This is a genomic window from Amycolatopsis sp. NPDC041971 (assembly GCF_055588925.1).
In genome coordinates, this window is record NZ_JBVJCE010000006.1 from 221,726 (window position 1) to 239,382 (window position 17,657).

Sequence of the window (17,657 nt, forward strand, 5' to 3'; positions counted from 1 at the left end):
TCGCCGCCCACCTCCGCGAACACCGCAATATGGGTTCCAAGCACGAACGACCGAGTAGACCGCCGCCCGCCCCCCCCCCCCCCCCCCCCCCCACACCCCCCACCCCCCCCCCCCCCCCCCCCCCCCGCTCAGCCGAGCTGGGGAACATCGTTCGGGAAGCCGATGGGCAGCTGGTACATCCCGCGGGCGGTGCGGCCGCCGCCGAGCCAGCCGTGGAAGTGGATATGGCCGTCGACGACGTCGGCCCCGCCCGGTGCGTCGACCTTGCCGCCGAGCAGGTCGGTGGACAGGAACTGGGCGTCGGCTTTCACGAACGGGCCGCTCAACGAGGGCGCCGAAGCGTATCCGGTGTGATAGCCGGAGCTCTGGAACGTATCGGCGGAGTAGAACAGCAGATACCGGCTCGGTGTCTTCACCACCGCCGGCGCCTCGACTATCCCCTTTTCCGAGGTGAGATCGGCGCGGAGGAGCTCGATACGCGGGCCGGTCAGGGTCCGTCCGTCGGCCAGCAGTTTCTGCGACCAGATGGCCGCCGGAGGCCCGACCGCGGCGCCGTCGCTTTTGTAGAGCAGATATCGCGAACCATCGGAGTCCACAAAGGTCTGCGGGTCGATGTCACCACCGTCGCCGGGTACGCAGATCAGCGGACCGTCACCGACGGGCGTGTACGGGCCTTCGAGCTTCGACGCTGTCCCGACGCCGATGCACATCTCCCCGTCAGGAGCCACCGCCGCCGAAAAGTAGAGCAGGAACGTGCCGTCGGAAAGCCTGGTCACGTCGGGAGCCCAGAACCCGCCGTCCGGTTTGGCCCATTTCGGTACGGCCGCGAGCGCGTCGCCGGCCACCCGCCAAGGACCTTCCGGCGCCGGAGCGTGGGCGTAGGGCACTTTCACCGCGCCGGTGCTCGTGGAGAAGGCGAAGTAGCCGGAGTCGGTCTTGACGATATCGGGGTCCGGAAAATCCTGGCCGATGAGCAGTTGCGGCGTGCCGATGGCGAAGGCCGGAGGCGGGGTGGTGAGCGTCATGGCCACGACCACGGCGAGCGTCACGAAGCGGTGACTGAACTTCATGACCGATTTTCTCGGCGCGACGGCGCGTCCGGCAGCCCCACCTGGTCGCTGTCACCGGGAAGCATGCATTTGATCGTTCACCCGGTTCCACCGGATTCATCCGCGCGTCGATGGGTACCGGCAATGATATGCATATGCGTATCATAAGCAGTAGTCAGCCATATCGGGCTGCGGTACTGCGAGGAGCGAGCATGATCAGAGGCAAGTGGATCCCCGGTCAGGCCGCGGACTTCTCCGGAGACGTGCTGGTCAGCGTCACCGCGTTGACTCTCCAAGACTTCCGGAGCACGCCGGGTGCCTACCGGGCGGGATACGTGCTCAGCCGCGAATGGCCCCGGCTGCCCGGCGCGGTCGGCCAATGGCTGTGGGCCGAACCGCTGCGCCGGCGGCTGGGATCGGTCTCGGTGTGGCGCGACCGCGACGCCATGCGCGGTTTCGTCGGGTTGCCCGCTCACGTGGCGATCATGCGTAAGTACCGCGAACTAGGTACCACCCGCGCGACCACCTGGACCACCGGCGACGTCGACTCGCGAGTCATTTGGGGTAGCGCGGACCGGTGGCTGAGGACAACGATTGACTGATCGGTTACGGGAAGTTCCAGTACCAGGTCAAACCCTCCTCCGAGCCATCGACTGGCTCCCAGAGTCTTTGTGGTGACGGACCACGGCGACGGGGCACGGTGCGTGGTGGACCACGGCGCGGCTGACCGATCCCAGGAGAGCACGCCGTAGCGGGCCGCGTCCGTGGCTGCCGACGACGAGCAGTGTCGCCCCCTCGGCCTGCTCTGAAAGCGCATGGGCGGGCCGGTCGATCGCGATCACCCGACGGACGGGAACGTCCGGATACCGGTCCCGGTAACCTGCCAGCGATGCGTCGAGCAGGGGCTTTCCTCGTTCCTGGATGATCTCCCTGTCGTGCTCGGTGGGATTGACCGCCATCGCTTCGAGGGGCAGGTCGGACCAAACGTGCAGAGCCACAAGCTCGCAGTCGTGCCGGTCGGCGAAGTCGTAGGCGAAACCGATGGCTTCGACACTGGTCTCGGATCCATCGACGCCGACCACGACCTTTCTTTCTTCGTCCGCCGACGGTTCGTCGCTGTCGCGCACGACCACGATCGGCCGGTGGTAGCCATGGAGGAGTTCGTTGGCCGTCGACCCGACCAGAAGCCTGGGCAGCGCGGTGAGCCCGGATGACCCGATGACCAGCAGGTCCGCGTTCTCCGCGGCGTCGGCCAGCGCATCGGCTGCGCGGCCGGACAACAGCCGGGTCGAGACGACCAGAGCCGGCCGTTCCCGGCGGCATTCCCGCGCGATATCGCCGAGGAGGCTTTCCGCGTGCCGCTGCGCCGTTTCCTGACCGGCTTCGAGGAATCCCGGCCGCGGCCACGCCCCACCACCCGGAACCGGCTCGGTCATGGGCGGGAACCCGACGACATGGACGACGACCAGTCCGCGTCCGCGGGCGGCGGCCTCTTCCGCGGCCCAGCGCACGGCCTTCCGTGCTTCCTCGGAGCCGTCATAGCCGACGACGACGGCTCCCTTGTCCACTGTGGATTCCGGTGTTGGCATCGCTGCTCCCGTACTGGTGCCTCCGCGCGAAACCAGATGGATACCCGCTCTGCCCACGACTCACACCCGGGGCGCGCAGTCTTCGTTCCCGGTCCGGCCGGCAGTTGCCGAAGAGGCTCTACCGGGAGGACGGCGGAATCGCCCCGGACAGCACCTGAGCTCGGCTCACCGAGCGGCCGTGGCGACCGACGGCGATGCGGCGAAGGGGACCAGCAGACGAGCCGCGCCACTGCCGTCGGCGGACACGGACCAGATGTCGCTCTCCTTCCCGCTCTCGCGCGGCAGGCCGTAGGCGATCGTGTCGTTGTCGAGCCAGACCACCTGGTCGTCCACACTGCGCGTCTCCGCGAGCGGGATCTCCCGCATCGTGGCGAGGTCCAGCACGTGTTCCCGCCAAGGCCGGACCTCGCCGTCCGCCACCCGTTTCTTGAACGCGAGCTTCGTGCCGTCCGGCGACAACGACGGGCATTCCGCGTTCTCCCGCAGCGTGCGGGCGTTCCATGCCTCGTTGTCGCCCTGCACCAGATAGGTCCGCCCACCGGTGGCGACCGTGGCGTAGAACGTCCGCTGGTCGGCGGCGAACGTGACGCCCCAGTAGTTGACGTCCTCGCCACGATGGGACACGTCACCGATCCGCAGGGGGATGCCCTCGATGTTGCTCGAGAGCTCGTTCCGTTCGCGATCCATGATGGCCGTACGCGTCGAGAAGCTGCCGGGCTGCGAGTAGGAGTCACCGGTGACGAAGGTGGTCCAGCTTCCCATCCGGCCACCGGGTGAAAGCTTCGCGCGGTTGGGGATGCCGGGGACGTCGACCCGTTTGACCTCGCCGAGCGCGGTATCGACGAACCGGGCGACCGCGCCGGGCATGGGCGTGGGTTCCTTCGCCAGGCACAGGCCGCCGTCCGCCGCGGTGTAGAACCGCTCGCAGGTCAGCGAACTGACCCGGCGCGGACCGCCGGGATCGGAAACGGGGACCGAGGCGACGTTGCCGTAACCGGGCCCTGCCGCACCGTTGCGGAACAGCAGCCGCCCCGGCTCCCCCAGTACGACCGGCTGTGCGGAATCCACCGCGACCGTCGCGTCGGCCGTCCGCCGTTCAGGGCTGTTCGCCTTCGCCTGCACGACGTACACCACCGAGGCCGCGGCGAGTGCGGCGACACCCGCCAACGCCACGACGAACTTCACCGGAACCTTCACCCCGTCTCCTTTCCCCGTCACCGGCAGCGGAACGGGCCCGCCTTGTCGAGCAGTTCTCCGTTGGTGCCGATGATCTCCCAGGAATAGGTCTTCCCCGTGAGCACCAGCTTCATCACGCCGTGCTTGCCCAGGATCTTCTCGACGCCTTCACGGGCCTTGTAATCGAGATAAAGACTGTCGCCGCCGATACCGGCGATGACCGACCGCACACCATTGGCCTCGTCGACGTGCCCGTTCACATCCAGCGGCTTCGTCCGCTCGTAGTGATGGTCGTGCCCGGCGAACACGACGTCCGCCTTCGCCCTGGCCAGCTCGTTCCACAGTGGCGCGATGCTCTTCGCGTCTCCGGAGTTCCCCGAATTGAAACGCGGATGGTGCCAATACCCGACGACGCAGGACTTCTTGGTCTTCGCGAGGTCCTTGCGCAGCCACGCCACCTGCTCGGCGCCACCACCGTTGTACACCGGGTCCGAATCGAGCGCGACGAAATGGAAGGCGCCGACGTCGAAACTGTAGTACGCCTTTCCCTTGGGGGTCGCGATCTTCCCGAAGTACTGTTTGTACCCCGTCAGATCGTTGTTCCACTCGTGGTTGCCCGGCGTGGGTTTGGTGATGCGTTTGAATTTGCCCCACGTCTTGTCGTAATAGGACCGGAACTCTTCGATGGTGCCGTCGACGTATTGATTGTCACCGACCGTCAGCACGTACTGGGGCTTGATCCTGCTCACCAGCTCCGCCGTCCGCTGGTGCTCGGACGGCAGCTCCGCCTTGGCGATGTCGCCGGCGAGCGCGATGACGATGCCGTCGGACGCCGACGGCCGGGTGGCCGCCTTCACCGGCGCGGTCGATCCGGACAGGTTCCCGGCCGCGTCCCGCGCCCGGACCGTGTACTGGAAGTCGAAGCCCGACGCCAGCGACGTGTCGGTGTAGGAAGTCGTCGCGGTCCGGCCGATGGCGTTGCCGTTGCGCAGGACTTCGTACTCCGTGACCTTCACGTTGTCCGTGGACGCGGTCCAGCCGAGCGTGATGGTCTCGGCGGTGGACGACGCCTGCCGGAGCCCCGTCGGCACCGACGGCGGCTGGATGTCGCCGTCGCCCGTCCGGACGCCGTAAACCTCCAGCTCCCATAACGAGTACCCGTAAACGGTCGCCCGTGCCGTGCCGAAGATGCGGACGTACCTGGCCGAGGTGTTCAAGCCGGTGAACTCGTCGAGGCCGCCGTCGCTGCCCACGACGGTTTTCACGTCCCGCCAGTTCTGGCCGTCGTCGGAAGCTTGGACTTGGTAGTCCTTCGCGTGGGCAGATTCCCAGAAGACCTTGACCCGGCTGATGTCGGCGGGGCCGCCGAGGTCGACCGCGATCCACTGTGGATCCCCCTCCAGACTCGCCCAGCGGGTCGTCGAGTCACCGTCGACGGCGAGAGCACCACTGAAACTCTCGTTCTCGACGGTCGAGGTCGTGGTCCGTTTGTTGACCGACAGCAGGGATTCCACCGGTCCGGCCGTGGCGCCGGACGCGGTCACGGGCTGAGCGAGCAGGACGACCGCCGCGATCGCGGCGATGCCCGGCTTCACCATTCGATTCACCTGTACTCCTGGATGGGCCTACGTCGTCGTGGACAACACACCGGGTCCGGTGCCGCGCACGGCACCGGACCACGGCCGTCAGCGGCAGGTGTATGGACCCGCCTTGTCGAGCACCTTCCCGGCGGTGTCGTAGATCTCCCAGGAGTAGGACTTCCCGTTCAGCACCAGCTTCATCACGCCGTGCTTGCCCAGGATCTTCTCGACCCCTTCACGCGCCTTGTAGTCGGTGTAGAGGTAGTCGCCGCCGATGCCGGCGATGACCGACCGCACACCGTTGGCCTCGTCGATGTGTCCGTTGACGTCCAGCGGCTTGGTCCGCTCGTAATGGTGGTCGTGCCCGGCGATCACCACGTCCGCCTTCGCCCTGGCCAGCTCGTTCCACAGGGGCGCCATCTGCTTCTTGTCGCCGGAGTTCCCCGAGTTGAAGCGCGGGTGATGCCAGTATCCGATGACGCACGACTTCGTGTTCTTCGCCAAGTCGTCGCGCAGCCAAGTCACCTGTTCGGAACCGCCGCCGGTGTAGATCGGATTCGAGTCCATCGCGACGAAGTGGAAGTCACCGATGTCGTAGCTGTAGTACGGCAGGCCCTTCGGGTACGCGATCGCGCCGAAGTACTCCTTGTACCCCCTGAGCTGGTCGTCCCACTCGTGGTTGCCCGCCGTGGGCTTGGTGATGCTCTTGAACTTGCCCCACGTCTTGTCGTAGTGCGCGCGGTACTCGGAAATGGTGCCCTTGTGGTACTGGTTGTCGCCGACGGTGAGCACGTACCGCGGGTTCATCTTGGCGACCTGGTTGGCAGTCGCCTGATGCGTGGAGAAGAGTTCCGGGTTGGCGATGTCTCCCGCGAGCGCGATGGTGATGGGTCCGGTGCCGCCGGGTTTGGTCGCGGCCCTGATCACCGGACTCGCCGCGGAGACGTTGCCCGCCGCGTCTCGTGCCCGCACGGAGTAGCCGAATTCCGCTCCGGACGCCAGCCCGCTGTCGGTGTAGGTGGTCGTCGCCGTGGTCCCGACGACGTTCCCGTCGCGGAGCACCTCGTATTCGGTGACCCCGACATTGTCGCTGGACGCCGTCCAGCCGAGGGTCACGCTGTCGGCAGTGGTGGCCGTCGCGGCGAGACCCGTCGGCACCGTCGGCGCCTGCGTGTCGCCGCCGCCGACGCGGTCACCGTAGATTTCTAGTTCCCACAACGAATAGCCGTAGGTCGTTCCGCGCGCTGTTCCGTGGACGCGGAGGTGGCGCGCGGAGGCGTTGAGGCCGAGGTGTTCGTCGATGGCGCCGTCACCGCCGACGATCGACTTGATGTCCGTCCAGGTCTTGCCGTCGACCGAGCCCTGGATCTTGTAGGTCTTGGCGTAGGCGGCTTCCCAGTTCAGTTTGACCTTGGTGACGGTCGCGGTACCGCCGAGGTCGACGGCGATCCATTGCGGATCGATCCCCTCCTCGCTCGCCCACCTGGTCGTGGTGCTGCCGTCGACGGCGCCGCCACCGGCGAAGTCAGGGCCCTCGACCGACGAGGTCGTGGTCGGTTTACCCGCGGAGAGCAGGGATTCCGCTTGCGCGGCGGTACCGGAAGAGATCAGCGTCTGCCCCAGCAGGACCAGGGTCGCCACCGCGACACCGGCCAGGGGTGTTCTCCGTTTCATGCGAACTCCTCGACGTTGCGGAGTCGGCGAGTACCGGCGGTGCGCGGCGTCGTGTCGGCCGGAGTCGTCCTGACATTCGTTAAGTAAGTTTCCTAACGATCGCAGTGTAAAAGGTTCTCAAACTCACAGTCAACGGGTGAACGCCCGGTGTCCGGCATCATTTGATGGCAAGGTCGCCGCCATGGTGACGCTGGATCGGCTCGTGAACGTCCTCGGTGGATACGGGGCGCGGTTGTGGTGCTGCCCGGTATCGCGCGAGGTGGCCTTGCGCGACGTGGTGATGCGTGATGCCGCCGACCCGCGTGACCTGCGCGGGGACGTTTACCTCGCCGTCGGCACGGACTCCGTCACGATGGCCGTGGGCCTGGCGGCCGCGGCACAGGCGTCGGTCGTCCTGGTCCGCGGATCGGCCCCGCCGGATCCGGAGGCGGCCGAGCGGGCGGAGCGTGGCGGTGTCGCGGTGCTGCTGGTGGAGCCGGACGTGTCCTGGGGCCAGCTCGCCGGCGTGGTCTACGGACTGGTGCTGGAAGGCCGTGAGACCGAGTCCGGCCGCGGGCCGACCGACCTGTTCGCGCTGGCCGACAGCCTCGCCGACGCGCTCGGGAGCGCGGTGACCATCGAAGACCGGCTATCCCGAGTCCTGGCCTACTCCAGCCGCCAGCACCAGGCCGACCGGGCGCGGCTGGAGACGATCCTGGGCAGGAAGGTCCCGGAGCCGGTTCGTGAGCTGTTCGAACGGCGCGGCGTGTTCCGGCATCTCGCCGAGTCCGACGAGCCACTGTTCGTCGAAGCCGATCCCGAGCACGGGCTGACCGGGCGCATGGTCGTCGCGGTCCGCGCGGGCCGGGAGGCACTGGGCTCGATCTGGGTGGAATGCGACCGGCCACTGATCGACACCCGGCGCGCGGTCCTGCGGGACAGCTCGCGCACGGTCGGCCTGCACCTGCTGCGCTCCCGGGCGAGCGCGGATCTGGAGCGTCAGGTCGAGTCCGATCTGGTGATCCGGCTGGTGGAGGGCACACCGGACGCGGCGGCGGTGCTGAGCAGGCTCGGCCTGCCTCCCGGCCGATTCCGCGTGATCGCGCTACAGGCCCACATCGGCGACGAGCGCCACGCCGCGCTCCTGCTCGCGTTCGAGCGCGCGACCACCGGTTTCGGCTGGTCACGTCCGGGCCGCAGCACGTTGTTCAGCAACACCGTCTACACGGTCCTGCCCGGGGATGACGTCGAGGCGTCCAGGGCGTGGGTCGGTTCGATCCGTGAGGCGCTGCCCCGCCAGGTGACGATGCTGGCCGGCATCGGGGCGGGTGCGACGTCCGTGGAGCTGCCAGCCAGCAGGCGGGAAGCCGACGAATGTCTCGCGCTGCACGACGTCCGGCCCGGCACGAAGTCCGCGATCGCCTACGACGAGGCCTGGGACGACATCCTGGTGCAACGGTTGCGTGCCGCCGCCGCGTCCGGCCGGGCACCGACCCGCGGCCCGATCACCGAGTTGCGACGGCACGACAGCGCGAACGCCACCGATTACGTCGCGACGCTGCGCGCCTGGCTCGAGGCGCAAGGCGACCTCGCCGAAGCCGCCGGGCGGCTCGACGTGCACCCCAACACGATCCGCTACCGGCTACGGAAGATGGCCGAGGTGACCGAACTCCGGCTCGACCAGCCCGCCAAACGGCTGGCGATGATCATCGAACTCGCCGTGTCCGAACCCGCCCCTTGACCGTTCCGGCCAAAACCACTCGCCCAGTTTGTCGAATCCGGACAATCTCCGCCGTTCGGATCCGAGTCATCCTGACCGCGACAGCACCACTCGTGCAGCGGAGGAACTCATGGGCGATCTCGACCGGATCGACGGCGGCCCGCGTTCGGCGATCGTGATCGGAGCCGGCGTGGTCGGCCTGTCGACCGCGTGGTTCCTGCAGGAGCGCGGGGTCGGTGTCACGGTGCTGGACCGCGAAGGAATCGCGGCGGGCGCGTCGTGGGGCAATGCCGGCTGGCTCTCCCCCGGACTCGCGATCCCGCTCAACGAACCCGGCGTCCTGCGCTACGGGTTGCGGACGCTACTCGACCGGCGGGCCCCGCTGCACGTTCCGCCGTCTCCCGATCCTCGGTTGTGGTCGTTCCTCACCCGCTTCGCCGCGAACTGCACCGGCCGCTCGTGGGCTCGCGCTGTCGAGGCGAACTCACCGCTGAACGAGGAATGCCTGGAGGCCTTCGACGTCCTCACGGCGAACGGGGTGGACGCGCCGACCATCGAAGCGCCGATCACGGCGGCGTTCGAGACCGCGGACCAGGCCGCGGGGCTGATCACCGAGCTGCGGCACATCGGCGAGACCGGACAGGACATCTCCTGTACCCGGCTCACCGCGGCCGATCTGGCCGAGCGGTTCCCCCAGGCCACGGCGAGGCTTGGGGCCGGTGTCCGGATCGACGGGCAGCGCTACGTGGACCCGGGCCGGTTCGTCGAGTCGCTGGCACGAGCGGTGGTCGGCCGGGGCGGCACGATCCGTCACCGGTTCGAAGTCGCGTCCCTGCGCGCACACCGCCACGCGCTGAGCGTGCGCTCGAAGACGGGCCAGACGGTGAACGCCAACGCGGTCGTGCTGGCGACCGGGGCCTGGCTGGGCGACTTGGGGCGGAAGTGGGGAGTCAAGGTGCCCGTGCGCGCCGGACGCGGCTACTCCTTCACCGTGCCGACCGACCGTCCCGTGCCAGGGCCGCTGTACCTGCCGGACATCCGCGTGGCGTGCACGCCGTACCGGGGCGGCCTCCGCGTGGCCGGCACGATGGAGTTCCGGAAACCGGACGCACCGCTGGATCCCGCCCGGATCGACGCGATCATCGCCTCGGCGCGGCCGTTCCTCACCGGCCTGGACTGGGACCGGCGCACCGACGAATGGGTCGGCTCCCGCCCGGTCACCACCGACGGGCGGCACGTGATCGGCGCGACGAGCACACCCGGGCTCTACGTCGCGGGCGGGCACGGGATGTGGGGACTGACCCACGGCCCGATCACCGGCCGCCTCCTTGCCGAGCACATCACCACCGGCAAGCAACCAGAAGCCCTGCGTCCCTTCGATCCCCTTCGCTGATTTCGGATGACGATGCCCCCAGACAACGAAACCCCGCCGGCCGAACAGTCCGAAGTGGACCGGCTCCGCGCCGAAAACGCCCTGCTGCGCACCGAGAAGGACCTTCTCCTGAAGGCCGCTATCGGGTTCGCCACCGACGCGGGCGCTTTCCAGCGGCGGCAGCGCGAGCCAGAGACCCGCTGACCGACGCGGGAATCACCGAAGGTCTGTGGGGCCCTGCCCTCACAGACGTAACGATCGAAAGGCGATCATCACGATGACCATCGTCTCGTCAGGCCCTTGGCTCACCCCGGAAGCGCACGCGCGCCTGGTGCGCGAGCTCGCGACGTTGCGGCGCCCCGGCACCGACGACGAGATCGAGCACCTCCTCCACCGGCAGGCGCGGATCCGGCAGATCGAGGACATGTTGCGCGGCGCCGTCGTCGGACAGGACCCTCCCGACGACGGCATCGCCGAGCCCGGCATGGTGCTCACCGTCGAGTACGACGACGGCGACACCGAAACCTTCCTGCTCGGCACCCGCGACGAGGCGGGGCACGGCGACCTCGAGGTCTACTCCCCCGATTCCCCGCTCGGCCGCGCACTGCACGGCGCGAAGCCGGGCGACCGGCGGGAATATCGCGTGCCCAGCGGTGGGGCCGTGGGCGTCACGCTTCTCGACGCCAAGCCTTACAGCCGCCATCGGGAGGGCTCTCACTGACGGTTCGGCGCCGAGGCCAGCAGGGGCTCGCGGTTCCCACTGCTTTTGCAGTAATCGCCGTTTCGCAACCTAATCACCCTTCGGTGTTGTTCGTTCGATTTCATTGTTGCTTACAATTACGAACGCTTGTTCGATTGTTTTGCGGTATTCTTGTGGGGTGTCCGAGACTTTCCTTCCCGAGTTGCCGCAGGAACTGTGGCGCGCTGGCAAGCTGGAGCTTGCCCATGGCGTGCAGCAGTCGATGCAGGTGATCAGGATGGCCACCGCCGGGTTGGGGCGGTTCTTGACGGAGATCGAGTCTCGTGGCGTCAAAGACTTGTATGGCTATGGCCGTACGGCGAATTGGTTCGCTGATATAGCGGGGTTGTCGGTCGGTGAGGCGGGTGCGGTGGTGAACCGGGCCATCGCCCTGAACCCCACACGGGCGTTGGACGGCACCGAAGTTCCGCCTGTCGCGCCCGCCACGGCCGCCGTCTCCGCCGAGGGACAGGTCGGGGATGAACGGATCGACCAGATCCTGGAGATCTTGAAGAAGCTCCCGGCCGATACCTCTGTTGAGGATCGGGCCAGTGCCGAGAAGATCCTCGCCACCCTCGCCCGGGACGCCGGTCCTCGCCAGCTCGCGGACGCTGAAGCGAACCTCCTGGCGTTACTGGACCCGGACGGCAACGAGCCCAAAGACCCTGAACCTGCTGAGCAGCGCCGGGAAATCACCCTGGAACGCCGCAAAGACGGCTTCTGGAACCTCACCGGTCTCCTCGACGATGAGACGGGTGCCCGCACCGCGGCCGCGCTCGAGGCCTATGCGCAACCACGGCCGGTGGACGAGTTCGGTCAAGCCGATCTGCGGATGAAGTGCGAGCGCATGGGTGACGCGTGGGTCGACATCCTGGATCTCGCGATCGCCTGCCCTGACCAACCCGGCACCAGTGGCTACCGCACTCTCGTGCACGTCACCATCGGACTTGACGAGTTGAAGTCCGGCCTGGGCAACGCGTGCCTCGACTTCGTCGGAACGATGACCGCCCGCGAGGCACGCCTCGCCGCCTGCGACTGCCTGATGCTGCCGGTCGTCATGAACGCCGCCGGTGAACCCCTCGATGTCGGGAGGCTGCGGCGGTTCGTCACCCCCGGCCAGCGACGAGCGCTGAACATTGTGGTTCGGGGACCGCCTCCCGCGTCGCGGCGCTGCACGCGTCCGGGCGGCTGGCGGCGGATCGCTCACTCGTCCATTCGTCGATCGTCGGTTCGACCTGGTCCGCCCGGATCGCGGACACGACCGAAGTCACCGGTGCGGAACGCGGTGATGCCCGTGGTGACGGGCCGCGCGTTCCGCACCGGCCACCACCGGTTCGTCGTGGACCCCGACGACGATCTGGTTCCGGGCTTCGTACTGCGCTGAGGGAAATCAGGGGGATTCATGGACGTCGTCACCCTCGGCCCCGAGGAGATCCGTTCGGCCGTGTCCATGCCCGCCGCGATCGACGCGGTACGGAACGGATTTCTCGCACTGCGCCGTGGCGAATTCGAGATGCCGACGCGGACCGTGTTGCGCGACGGCGGATTCCTCGTGATGTCCACGCACCACCGGCCGACCGCCTCGGCGATGGTCAAGACGCTGAGCCTCGATCTCGACGGGCGCGTGCCCGCCATCGTCGGGACCGTCGTCTGGAGCGAACTCGGCCACGGCCGTCATCTCGTCGCGGACGCCACCGAAGTGACCCGCATCCGCACCGGCGCCATCGTCGGCGTCGCGACCGACCTGCTGGCTCCGCCGGAAGCGAAGACGTGCACCCTCATCGGCGCCGGCGGGCAGGCGGCCGATCAGATCCGCGCCGTGCACGCCGTCCGGCCGCTGACCGAGCTCAAGATCGTCGCGCGCGGCCCCGAACGCGCCCGCGCGCTCGCGAAGGTCCTCGGTGAGGAACTGCACCTCGACACCGTCCATGTCGAGACCGACGTCGACGAGGCGGTTCGCGATGCCGACATCGTCTGCTGTGCAACGACGTCCACCACGCCGTTGTTCTCGCACTTGTCGCTGGCCGAACACGCCCACGTCAACGCCATCGGCGCCTTCCGCCCCACCATGCGAGAACTCCCGGACGAGCTGCTCGCCGACGCGACCGTCGTCATCGACGAGCGAGACGCCGTCCTTGAGGAGTCCGGGGAGATCATCCACGCACTCGAGGCGGGTTCCATCACCGAGGACGACCTCATCGAGCTAGGCACCGCGCTGACCGACGGAATCCCGAAGCGATCCGGCCGGACGGTCTTCAAGAGCGTCGGGGTGGCCATGCAGGATTGGGCCATCGCCGACCTGCTCGCTCGAGCATGTCTCGGCCGGGCAACGTGAACCCGATCAGGCGCAGGATGCCGGGTGTGGAGATTCAGGACGCGTGTGGTCCCGAATCTCCACACCCGCCTATGCCTCGTCGAGGAGGTCCTCGATCAGGATGGGGATGTGCCGGACCCGGATGCCGGTGGCGTTGTGCACGGCGTTCGCGACCGCCGCCGCCATCCCGACGATACCGATTTCGCCGAGCCCTTTCGCGCCGACCGAGTTGTGCAACGTGTCCGGGTACTCGACGAAGTGGACGTCGATTTCGGGGATGTCCGCGTTCACCGGGATCAGGTAGCTCGCGAGGTCACCGTTGGCGAAGCGTCCGTTGTCCTCGATCTCGAGCCCCTCGTGCAGAGCGGCCGAAACACCCCAGATCATGCCCCCGATGATCTGGCTTCGCGCCGCCGCCGGGTTGATGATCCGGCCGGAGTCGAATACGCCGAGCATGCGGGACACCCGGATCTCGCGCGTCCACTTGTGCACACGGACTTCGCAGAACTGGGCGCCGAACGAGCTGAACGAATGTTTCGTCAGCTCTTCGCCGGGTGCCGACGAGCCTTCCACCGACAACGAGGGGCGCTTCAGTGTCCGCAACAGCTCGCCGAAGGTCATCGTCCGGCCTCCGGCCAGCACCTGACCGTCCGCATAGGAGACGTCCATGCCGTCGAACGGTGCGCCGGGGGCCGAGGCCAGTGCCAGCAGTTCGTCGATCGCCTTGGCGGCGGCGATCATGATGGCCGTCCCCGTACTCGCGGTGGCCGTCGAGCCACCGGACATGCCCCCGGGCGGCAGCTTCGAATCACCGAGCCGCGGTGTCACCCGATCCGACGAAATGTCCAGCGATTCCCCGCCCACCAAGGAGAGCACGGTCAGCAGGCCCGTTCCCGGGTCCGCTCCGCTGGTCGCGACGACGGCCGTGTCGTCCGGCAGCAGGGTGATCTCGACCGTCGCCGGGAATCGCAACGCGGGGAACATGGCGGTGGCCGTTCCCATGCCCACGAGCCAGTCTCCGTCGGCCCGCCCTCGAGGTGCGCGATCCCCCCAGCCGAACCGTGCCGCGCCGACGCGGAAGCATTCGTCGAGGTGTTTGCTCGACCACTGCAGATCCTTGCCGGGCGGAGCGGTCGAGTTGTTCCGCTGCCGCAGCTCGATCGGGTCCATGCCCAGCGCGACCGCGAGTTCGTCGATCGCGCTCTCCAGCGCGAAAGACCCGGGTGCCTCGCCCGGCGCCCGCATGAAGGTGGTCGGCGGGAGGTTCAGCGGCACGATCTTCTGGCTGATGGCCAGGTTCCGGGTGGCGTACCACTCGCGTGAGGTGCCGTGCGACGTCGGCTCGACGAACGACCGATCCAGCGGCGTGCTGCACCACGAATCGTGGCGCAGGGCGTTGAGCGTGCCGTCGTGTTCCGCGCCGAGGGCGATCTTCTGCACTGTCGCGGCACGGCCCGCGGTCGCGGTGAAGACCTGTTCCCGGCTGAGCACGGCTTTCACCGGCCTGCCCAGCACTCTGGCCGCCGCCGCGGCCAGGAACGCCGGGGTGGAGGTGCGGCCCTTGCCGCCGAAGGCCCCGCCCACGAAGGGGTTGACCGCGTGCACCTCGGACGGCTCCGTGCCCAGCGCGATCGCCAGCTCCGCCGCTTGGAGGTTGGATCCCTGGTTGCCGCTGTGGATCGTCAGGCCCTCCGGTCCCCACGCCGCGACCGCGGAATGCGGTTCGAGAGCGGCGTGGTTCTGGGGCGCGGTGGTGTACGTGGCTTCGACGACGACCGGGCTCGCGGCGAGTGCGTCCTCGATGGACTCGACGCCGGGAGCGAGGACGGCGAGAGTGGATGGTCCACCGCCTCTCACGGACGGTGCGTCTTCTGCCGAAGCCAGGCCGTCCTGCAACGAAGTCAGCGCGGGCCTCGCCAGATAGGAGACCTCGACCAGCATCGCCGCGTCGCGAGCCTGCTCATAGGTCTCGGCCACCACGAAGCCGATCGGCTGGCCGTAGTAGGCGACTTCCTTGTCCTGCAAAGGAACCCATGTCTCACCCATGAACGGTGTGGCCGGGGTGCGCAGCTCCAGCGGATCGAACGGCGTGTATACACCGACCACGCCCGGAGCACCCTTCGCCGCCGTGACGTCTATCGCCTCGATCTCGCCGTGCGCGATCGTGCTGAGCACGACGTACCCGTGGACCAGCCCGGGGAAGGTGTGATCCGCCCCGTACGCGGCCCGGCCGGTGACCTTCAGCGGCCCGTCCACCCGGCTGGTCATCAGCGGCTCCCCTTGGTCAGTTCGAGCAGTGCGCGGACGATGGTCCGCGGCAGCAACGACGTCTTGAATCCGTTCGCGGCCAACGGGCGCGCGCCGTCGGCGGCCAGCGCCGCGGCGTCTTCGAAAGCCGAGACCGTCGCGGGCGCGCCACGCAAGGCCGCCTCGACCGCGGGCAACCGCCAAGGCACTGTCGCCACGCCACCGGCCGTGACCCGGGCGTCGACGATGCGCGAGTCCTCGACCCGCAGCGCGACCGCGGCCGAGCACAGCGCGAACTCGTAGGACTGCCTGTCCCGCACCTTGACGTAGGTGGAGTTCGACGCCCAGTCCAGCCGTGGGACCACGACCTCGGCGATCAGTTCGCCGGGTCGCAGCTCGGTCTCCACCTCGGGGGTGTCACCGGGCCGGCGGTAGAAGGAAGCCAATTCGACGGTGCGGGTCCCGGTCGCGCTGACCAGCCGGAGTCGTGCGTCGAGGGCGACCAGGGCGACGGCCACGTCGCTGGCGTGGGTCGCCACGCACGAATCGCTCGTGCCCAGCACCGCGTGCATCCGGTTGGCGCCCGAGATCGCCGGGCAACCGCTGCCGGGCACCCGCCGGTTGCACGGCATGGCGACGTCCCGGAAATACGAGCAGCGGGTGCGCTGCATGAGGTTTCCGCCGATGCTGGCCATGTTCCGGATCTGCTGGGAGGCGCTGAGCAGCAGGGACCGGGAGATCACCGGATATATCCCGGGGTGCGCGGCGATGTCGCCCATCCGCTCCAGCGCGCCGAACCGGAGCCCGTCGCTGGTGTCGATGCCCCGCAGCGGCACCGAGTTGATGTCCAGAACCTGCGGTGGCGTCAGGACATTGAGTTTCATCAGGTCGACGAGCGTGGTCCCGCCCGCCAGGAACGTGCCGGGCGAGGAGACCGCGGCCTCGACGGTTTCGGCTGCGAGCAGCTCAAAGGGACGCATCGGCCCTCCTCGCCTGCTCGACCGCCGCGATGATGTTCGGGTACGCCGCGCACCGGCAGAGGTTGCCGGACATGAACTCACGGACGTCCTCGACGTCCTGCTCGACGGCGGCGACCGCCGACATGATCTGCCCGGACGTGCAGAATCCGCACTGGAGGGCGTCACGGTCGACGAACGCCTGCTGGACCGGATGCATCCGGTCCTCTGTGGACAGTCCTTCGACCGTGGTCACCGGCTGCTTCACGGTGGCGGCCAAGGTGAGACAGGACAGCACCGGCCGTCCGCCGACGTGCACTGTGCAGGCGCCGCACTGCCCTCTGTCGCAGCCTTTCTTCGGACCTGTGACGGCGAGCCGCTCCCGCAGCGCGTCCAGCAGGGTCACCCCGGGATCGAGACTCAGGTGTTCCGTCCTGCCATTGACTTCGAGTGAGATGTCCACTGGATCTCTTTCCGCAGATCGTCCGGGCACGGGCCCGACGGCGTAGGTTGAGGTGGTGGGAGACTGTTCGCGAACCGAAACGGATATTCATCCGCTTCGATTTTCAAGTTAGCGGATTACAATCCGCTTGGCAATGTCGATGGTCCCCCTGGAGTCGCTCCAGGTCGCCCGGGTTTCTCGGCTACATTCACCGGAGAACGGGATCGGCGGACGGGAGGGAAGATGACGACGGGATCGGTCAACCCCCGGCGTGCGGACACCCGGCGCAACCACGAGCGCATCCTCGCCGCCGCGGCGAAGTCACTGGCCTGCTCGGGCGAGGTCTCGTTCAACGCCATCGCGAAGAAGGCCGAGGTCGGTGTCGGCACGGTGTACCGGCATTTCCCGACCCCTGAAGCCCTCATCCTGGCGGTCTACCAGCGCGAAGTACGCCAGCTCGTCGACATCGTGCCGAGCCTGCTCGAAAAATACCCACCAGAGCAGGCTTTCCGGACGTGGACCACCGACCACCTCGCGCATTACATGATGACCAAACGCGGCCTCGCCCACGCCCTTCGCGCCGCGACGGCTTCCCGCGGCGAGCTGCCCGCGGGAGCCTACGAGGCCATGGTCGGCGCGGTTTTCAAGCTGTTGCAAGCGAATATCGACGCCGGCACCGTCCGCCCGGACCTCAAGCCCGAGACCGTCCTGCGTGGACTGGGCGGCCTGCTGTACCTCGACCCGAACGGTGAGTGGCGGCGCGACGTCGCGAGCCTCCTCGACCTGCTGTGGCGAGGAATGGGCACTGGCCGGTCCTGAC

The 17,657-nt window shown here is 68.1% G+C and carries 15 protein-coding genes and 1 pseudogene; 8 read left to right on the forward strand and 8 right to left on the reverse strand.

The genetic code is table 11. From position 1 onward, the window contains the following. Positions 1–128 precede the first annotated feature (128 nt). Entirely contained in the window at positions 129–1,070 is a 942-nt protein-coding gene (locus ACZ6DT_RS15440; RefSeq protein WP_465594501.1) for a glycoside hydrolase family 43 protein, read from the reverse strand. A gap of 191 nt (positions 1,071–1,261) precedes the next feature. On the opposite strand from ACZ6DT_RS15440, the gene ACZ6DT_RS15445 reads away from it, so the two are divergent. Continuing rightward, entirely contained in the window at positions 1,262–1,651 is a 390-nt protein-coding gene (locus ACZ6DT_RS15445) for a hypothetical protein (RefSeq protein WP_465594505.1), read from the forward strand. 27 nt (positions 1,652–1,678) lie between these two features. Here ACZ6DT_RS15445 and ACZ6DT_RS15450 read toward each other — a convergent pair whose 3' ends face one another. From ACZ6DT_RS15450 to ACZ6DT_RS15465, 4 genes are all read right to left on the reverse strand, one after another. Then, positions 1,679–2,638 (reverse strand): universal stress protein, encoded by a 960-nt coding sequence (locus ACZ6DT_RS15450; RefSeq protein ID WP_465594508.1) that lies wholly within the window; start codon positions 2,636–2,638, stop codon positions 1,679–1,681. A gap of 165 nt (positions 2,639–2,803) precedes the next feature. Continuing rightward, positions 2,804–3,835 carry a TolB-like translocation protein gene (locus ACZ6DT_RS15455; protein WP_465594511.1) on the reverse strand — a complete coding sequence of 344 codons (1,032 nt, stop codon included), beginning with the start codon at positions 3,833–3,835 and terminating at the stop codon, positions 2,804–2,806. A gap of 17 nt (positions 3,836–3,852) precedes the next feature. Further along, positions 3,853–5,412 (reverse strand): discoidin domain-containing protein, encoded by a 1,560-nt coding sequence (locus tag ACZ6DT_RS15460; protein WP_465594514.1) that lies wholly within the window; start codon positions 5,410–5,412, stop codon positions 3,853–3,855. Positions 5,413–5,499: 87 nt separating this feature from the next. Next, complete coding sequence (locus tag ACZ6DT_RS15465; protein ID WP_465594517.1) at positions 5,500–7,068, reverse strand: discoidin domain-containing protein; 1,569 nt, start codon at positions 7,066–7,068, stop codon at positions 5,500–5,502. A gap of 181 nt (positions 7,069–7,249) precedes the next feature. Here ACZ6DT_RS15465 and ACZ6DT_RS15470 point away from each other — a divergent pair, with 181 nt between their 5' ends. From ACZ6DT_RS15470 to ACZ6DT_RS15495, 6 genes and pseudogenes are all read left to right on the forward strand, one after another. Next, the gene (locus tag ACZ6DT_RS15470; RefSeq protein WP_465594520.1) at positions 7,250–8,788 is read left to right on the forward strand and encodes a PucR family transcriptional regulator; all 1,539 of its coding nucleotides are present in this window, start codon (positions 7,250–7,252) and stop codon (positions 8,786–8,788) included. A gap of 109 nt (positions 8,789–8,897) precedes the next feature. Then, the gene (locus ACZ6DT_RS15475) at positions 8,898–10,160 is read left to right on the forward strand and encodes an NAD(P)/FAD-dependent oxidoreductase (RefSeq protein WP_465594523.1); all 1,263 of its coding nucleotides are present in this window, start codon (positions 8,898–8,900) and stop codon (positions 10,158–10,160) included. A gap of 6 nt (positions 10,161–10,166) precedes the next feature. After that, on the forward strand, positions 10,167–10,343 hold the full coding sequence (locus ACZ6DT_RS15480; RefSeq protein WP_465594527.1) for a transposase: 177 nt from the start codon (positions 10,167–10,169) through the stop codon (positions 10,341–10,343). A 73-nt stretch (positions 10,344–10,416) separates the two neighbouring features. Further along, positions 10,417–10,860 (forward strand): GreA/GreB family elongation factor, encoded by a 444-nt coding sequence (locus ACZ6DT_RS15485; protein WP_465594530.1) that lies wholly within the window; start codon positions 10,417–10,419, stop codon positions 10,858–10,860. A 157-nt stretch (positions 10,861–11,017) separates the two neighbouring features. Further along, positions 11,018–12,076: pseudogene (locus tag ACZ6DT_RS15490) on the forward strand (DUF222 domain-containing protein); the annotation flags it as partial. 204 nt (positions 12,077–12,280) lie between these two features. Beyond that, the gene (locus ACZ6DT_RS15495; RefSeq protein WP_465594533.1) at positions 12,281–13,213 is read left to right on the forward strand and encodes an ornithine cyclodeaminase family protein; all 933 of its coding nucleotides are present in this window, start codon (positions 12,281–12,283) and stop codon (positions 13,211–13,213) included. Between the two features lie 69 nt (positions 13,214–13,282). On the opposite strand, the gene ACZ6DT_RS15500 is transcribed toward ACZ6DT_RS15495, so the two are convergent. From ACZ6DT_RS15500 to ACZ6DT_RS15510, 3 genes are read right to left on the reverse strand one after another with little or no spacing between them, the layout of a single operon-like run. Then, positions 13,283–15,460 carry a xanthine dehydrogenase family protein molybdopterin-binding subunit gene (locus tag ACZ6DT_RS15500; protein ID WP_465594536.1) on the reverse strand — a complete coding sequence of 726 codons (2,178 nt, stop codon included), beginning with the start codon at positions 15,458–15,460 and terminating at the stop codon, positions 13,283–13,285. Beyond that, positions 15,460–16,419: an FAD binding domain-containing protein gene (locus ACZ6DT_RS15505; RefSeq protein WP_465594539.1), complete on the reverse strand. Its 960-nt coding sequence runs from the start codon at positions 16,417–16,419 to the stop codon at positions 15,460–15,462. The genes ACZ6DT_RS15500 and ACZ6DT_RS15505 overlap by 1 nt, the downstream gene beginning before the upstream one ends. Continuing rightward, entirely contained in the window at positions 16,406–16,858 is a 453-nt protein-coding gene (locus ACZ6DT_RS15510) for a (2Fe-2S)-binding protein (protein ID WP_465594542.1), read from the reverse strand. The genes ACZ6DT_RS15505 and ACZ6DT_RS15510 overlap by 14 nt, the downstream gene beginning before the upstream one ends. Positions 16,859–17,080: 222 nt before the next feature. Here ACZ6DT_RS15510 and ACZ6DT_RS15515 point away from each other — a divergent pair, with 222 nt between their 5' ends. Continuing rightward, a complete protein-coding gene (locus ACZ6DT_RS15515) occupies positions 17,081–17,656 on the forward strand; it encodes a TetR/AcrR family transcriptional regulator (protein ID WP_465594545.1) in 576 nt (191 codons plus the stop codon). Position 17,657 lies beyond the last annotated feature (1 nt).

Excerpts from the sequence above, each read along its gene's own strand:
- ACZ6DT_RS15475 (WP_465594523.1), top strand. The coding sequence starts at position 8,898 with ATGGGCGATCTCGACCGGATCGACGGCGGCCCGCGTTCGGCGATCGTG.
- ACZ6DT_RS15460 (WP_465594514.1), bottom strand. The coding sequence starts at position 5,412 with ATGGTGAAGCCGGGCATCGCCGCGATCGCGGCGGTCGTCCTGCTCGCT.
- ACZ6DT_RS15465 (WP_465594517.1), bottom strand. The coding sequence starts at position 7,068 with ATGAAACGGAGAACACCCCTGGCCGGTGTCGCGGTGGCGACCCTGGTC.
- ACZ6DT_RS15480 (WP_465594527.1), top strand. The coding sequence starts at position 10,167 with ATGACGATGCCCCCAGACAACGAAACCCCGCCGGCCGAACAGTCCGAA.
- ACZ6DT_RS15450 (WP_465594508.1), bottom strand. The coding sequence starts at position 2,638 with ATGCCAACACCGGAATCCACAGTGGACAAGGGAGCCGTCGTCGTCGGC.
- ACZ6DT_RS15470 (WP_465594520.1), top strand. The coding sequence starts at position 7,250 with ATGGTGACGCTGGATCGGCTCGTGAACGTCCTCGGTGGATACGGGGCG.
- ACZ6DT_RS15440 (WP_465594501.1), bottom strand. The coding sequence starts at position 1,070 with ATGAAGTTCAGTCACCGCTTCGTGACGCTCGCCGTGGTCGTGGCCATG.
- ACZ6DT_RS15515 (WP_465594545.1), top strand. The coding sequence starts at position 17,081 with ATGACGACGGGATCGGTCAACCCCCGGCGTGCGGACACCCGGCGCAAC.
- ACZ6DT_RS15500 (WP_465594536.1), bottom strand. The coding sequence starts at position 15,460 with ATGACCAGCCGGGTGGACGGGCCGCTGAAGGTCACCGGCCGGGCCGCG.
- ACZ6DT_RS15445 (WP_465594505.1), top strand. The coding sequence starts at position 1,262 with ATGATCAGAGGCAAGTGGATCCCCGGTCAGGCCGCGGACTTCTCCGGA.
- ACZ6DT_RS15485 (WP_465594530.1), top strand. The coding sequence starts at position 10,417 with ATGACCATCGTCTCGTCAGGCCCTTGGCTCACCCCGGAAGCGCACGCG.
- ACZ6DT_RS15505 (WP_465594539.1), bottom strand. The coding sequence starts at position 16,419 with ATGCGTCCCTTTGAGCTGCTCGCAGCCGAAACCGTCGAGGCCGCGGTC.
- ACZ6DT_RS15495 (WP_465594533.1), top strand. The coding sequence starts at position 12,281 with ATGGACGTCGTCACCCTCGGCCCCGAGGAGATCCGTTCGGCCGTGTCC.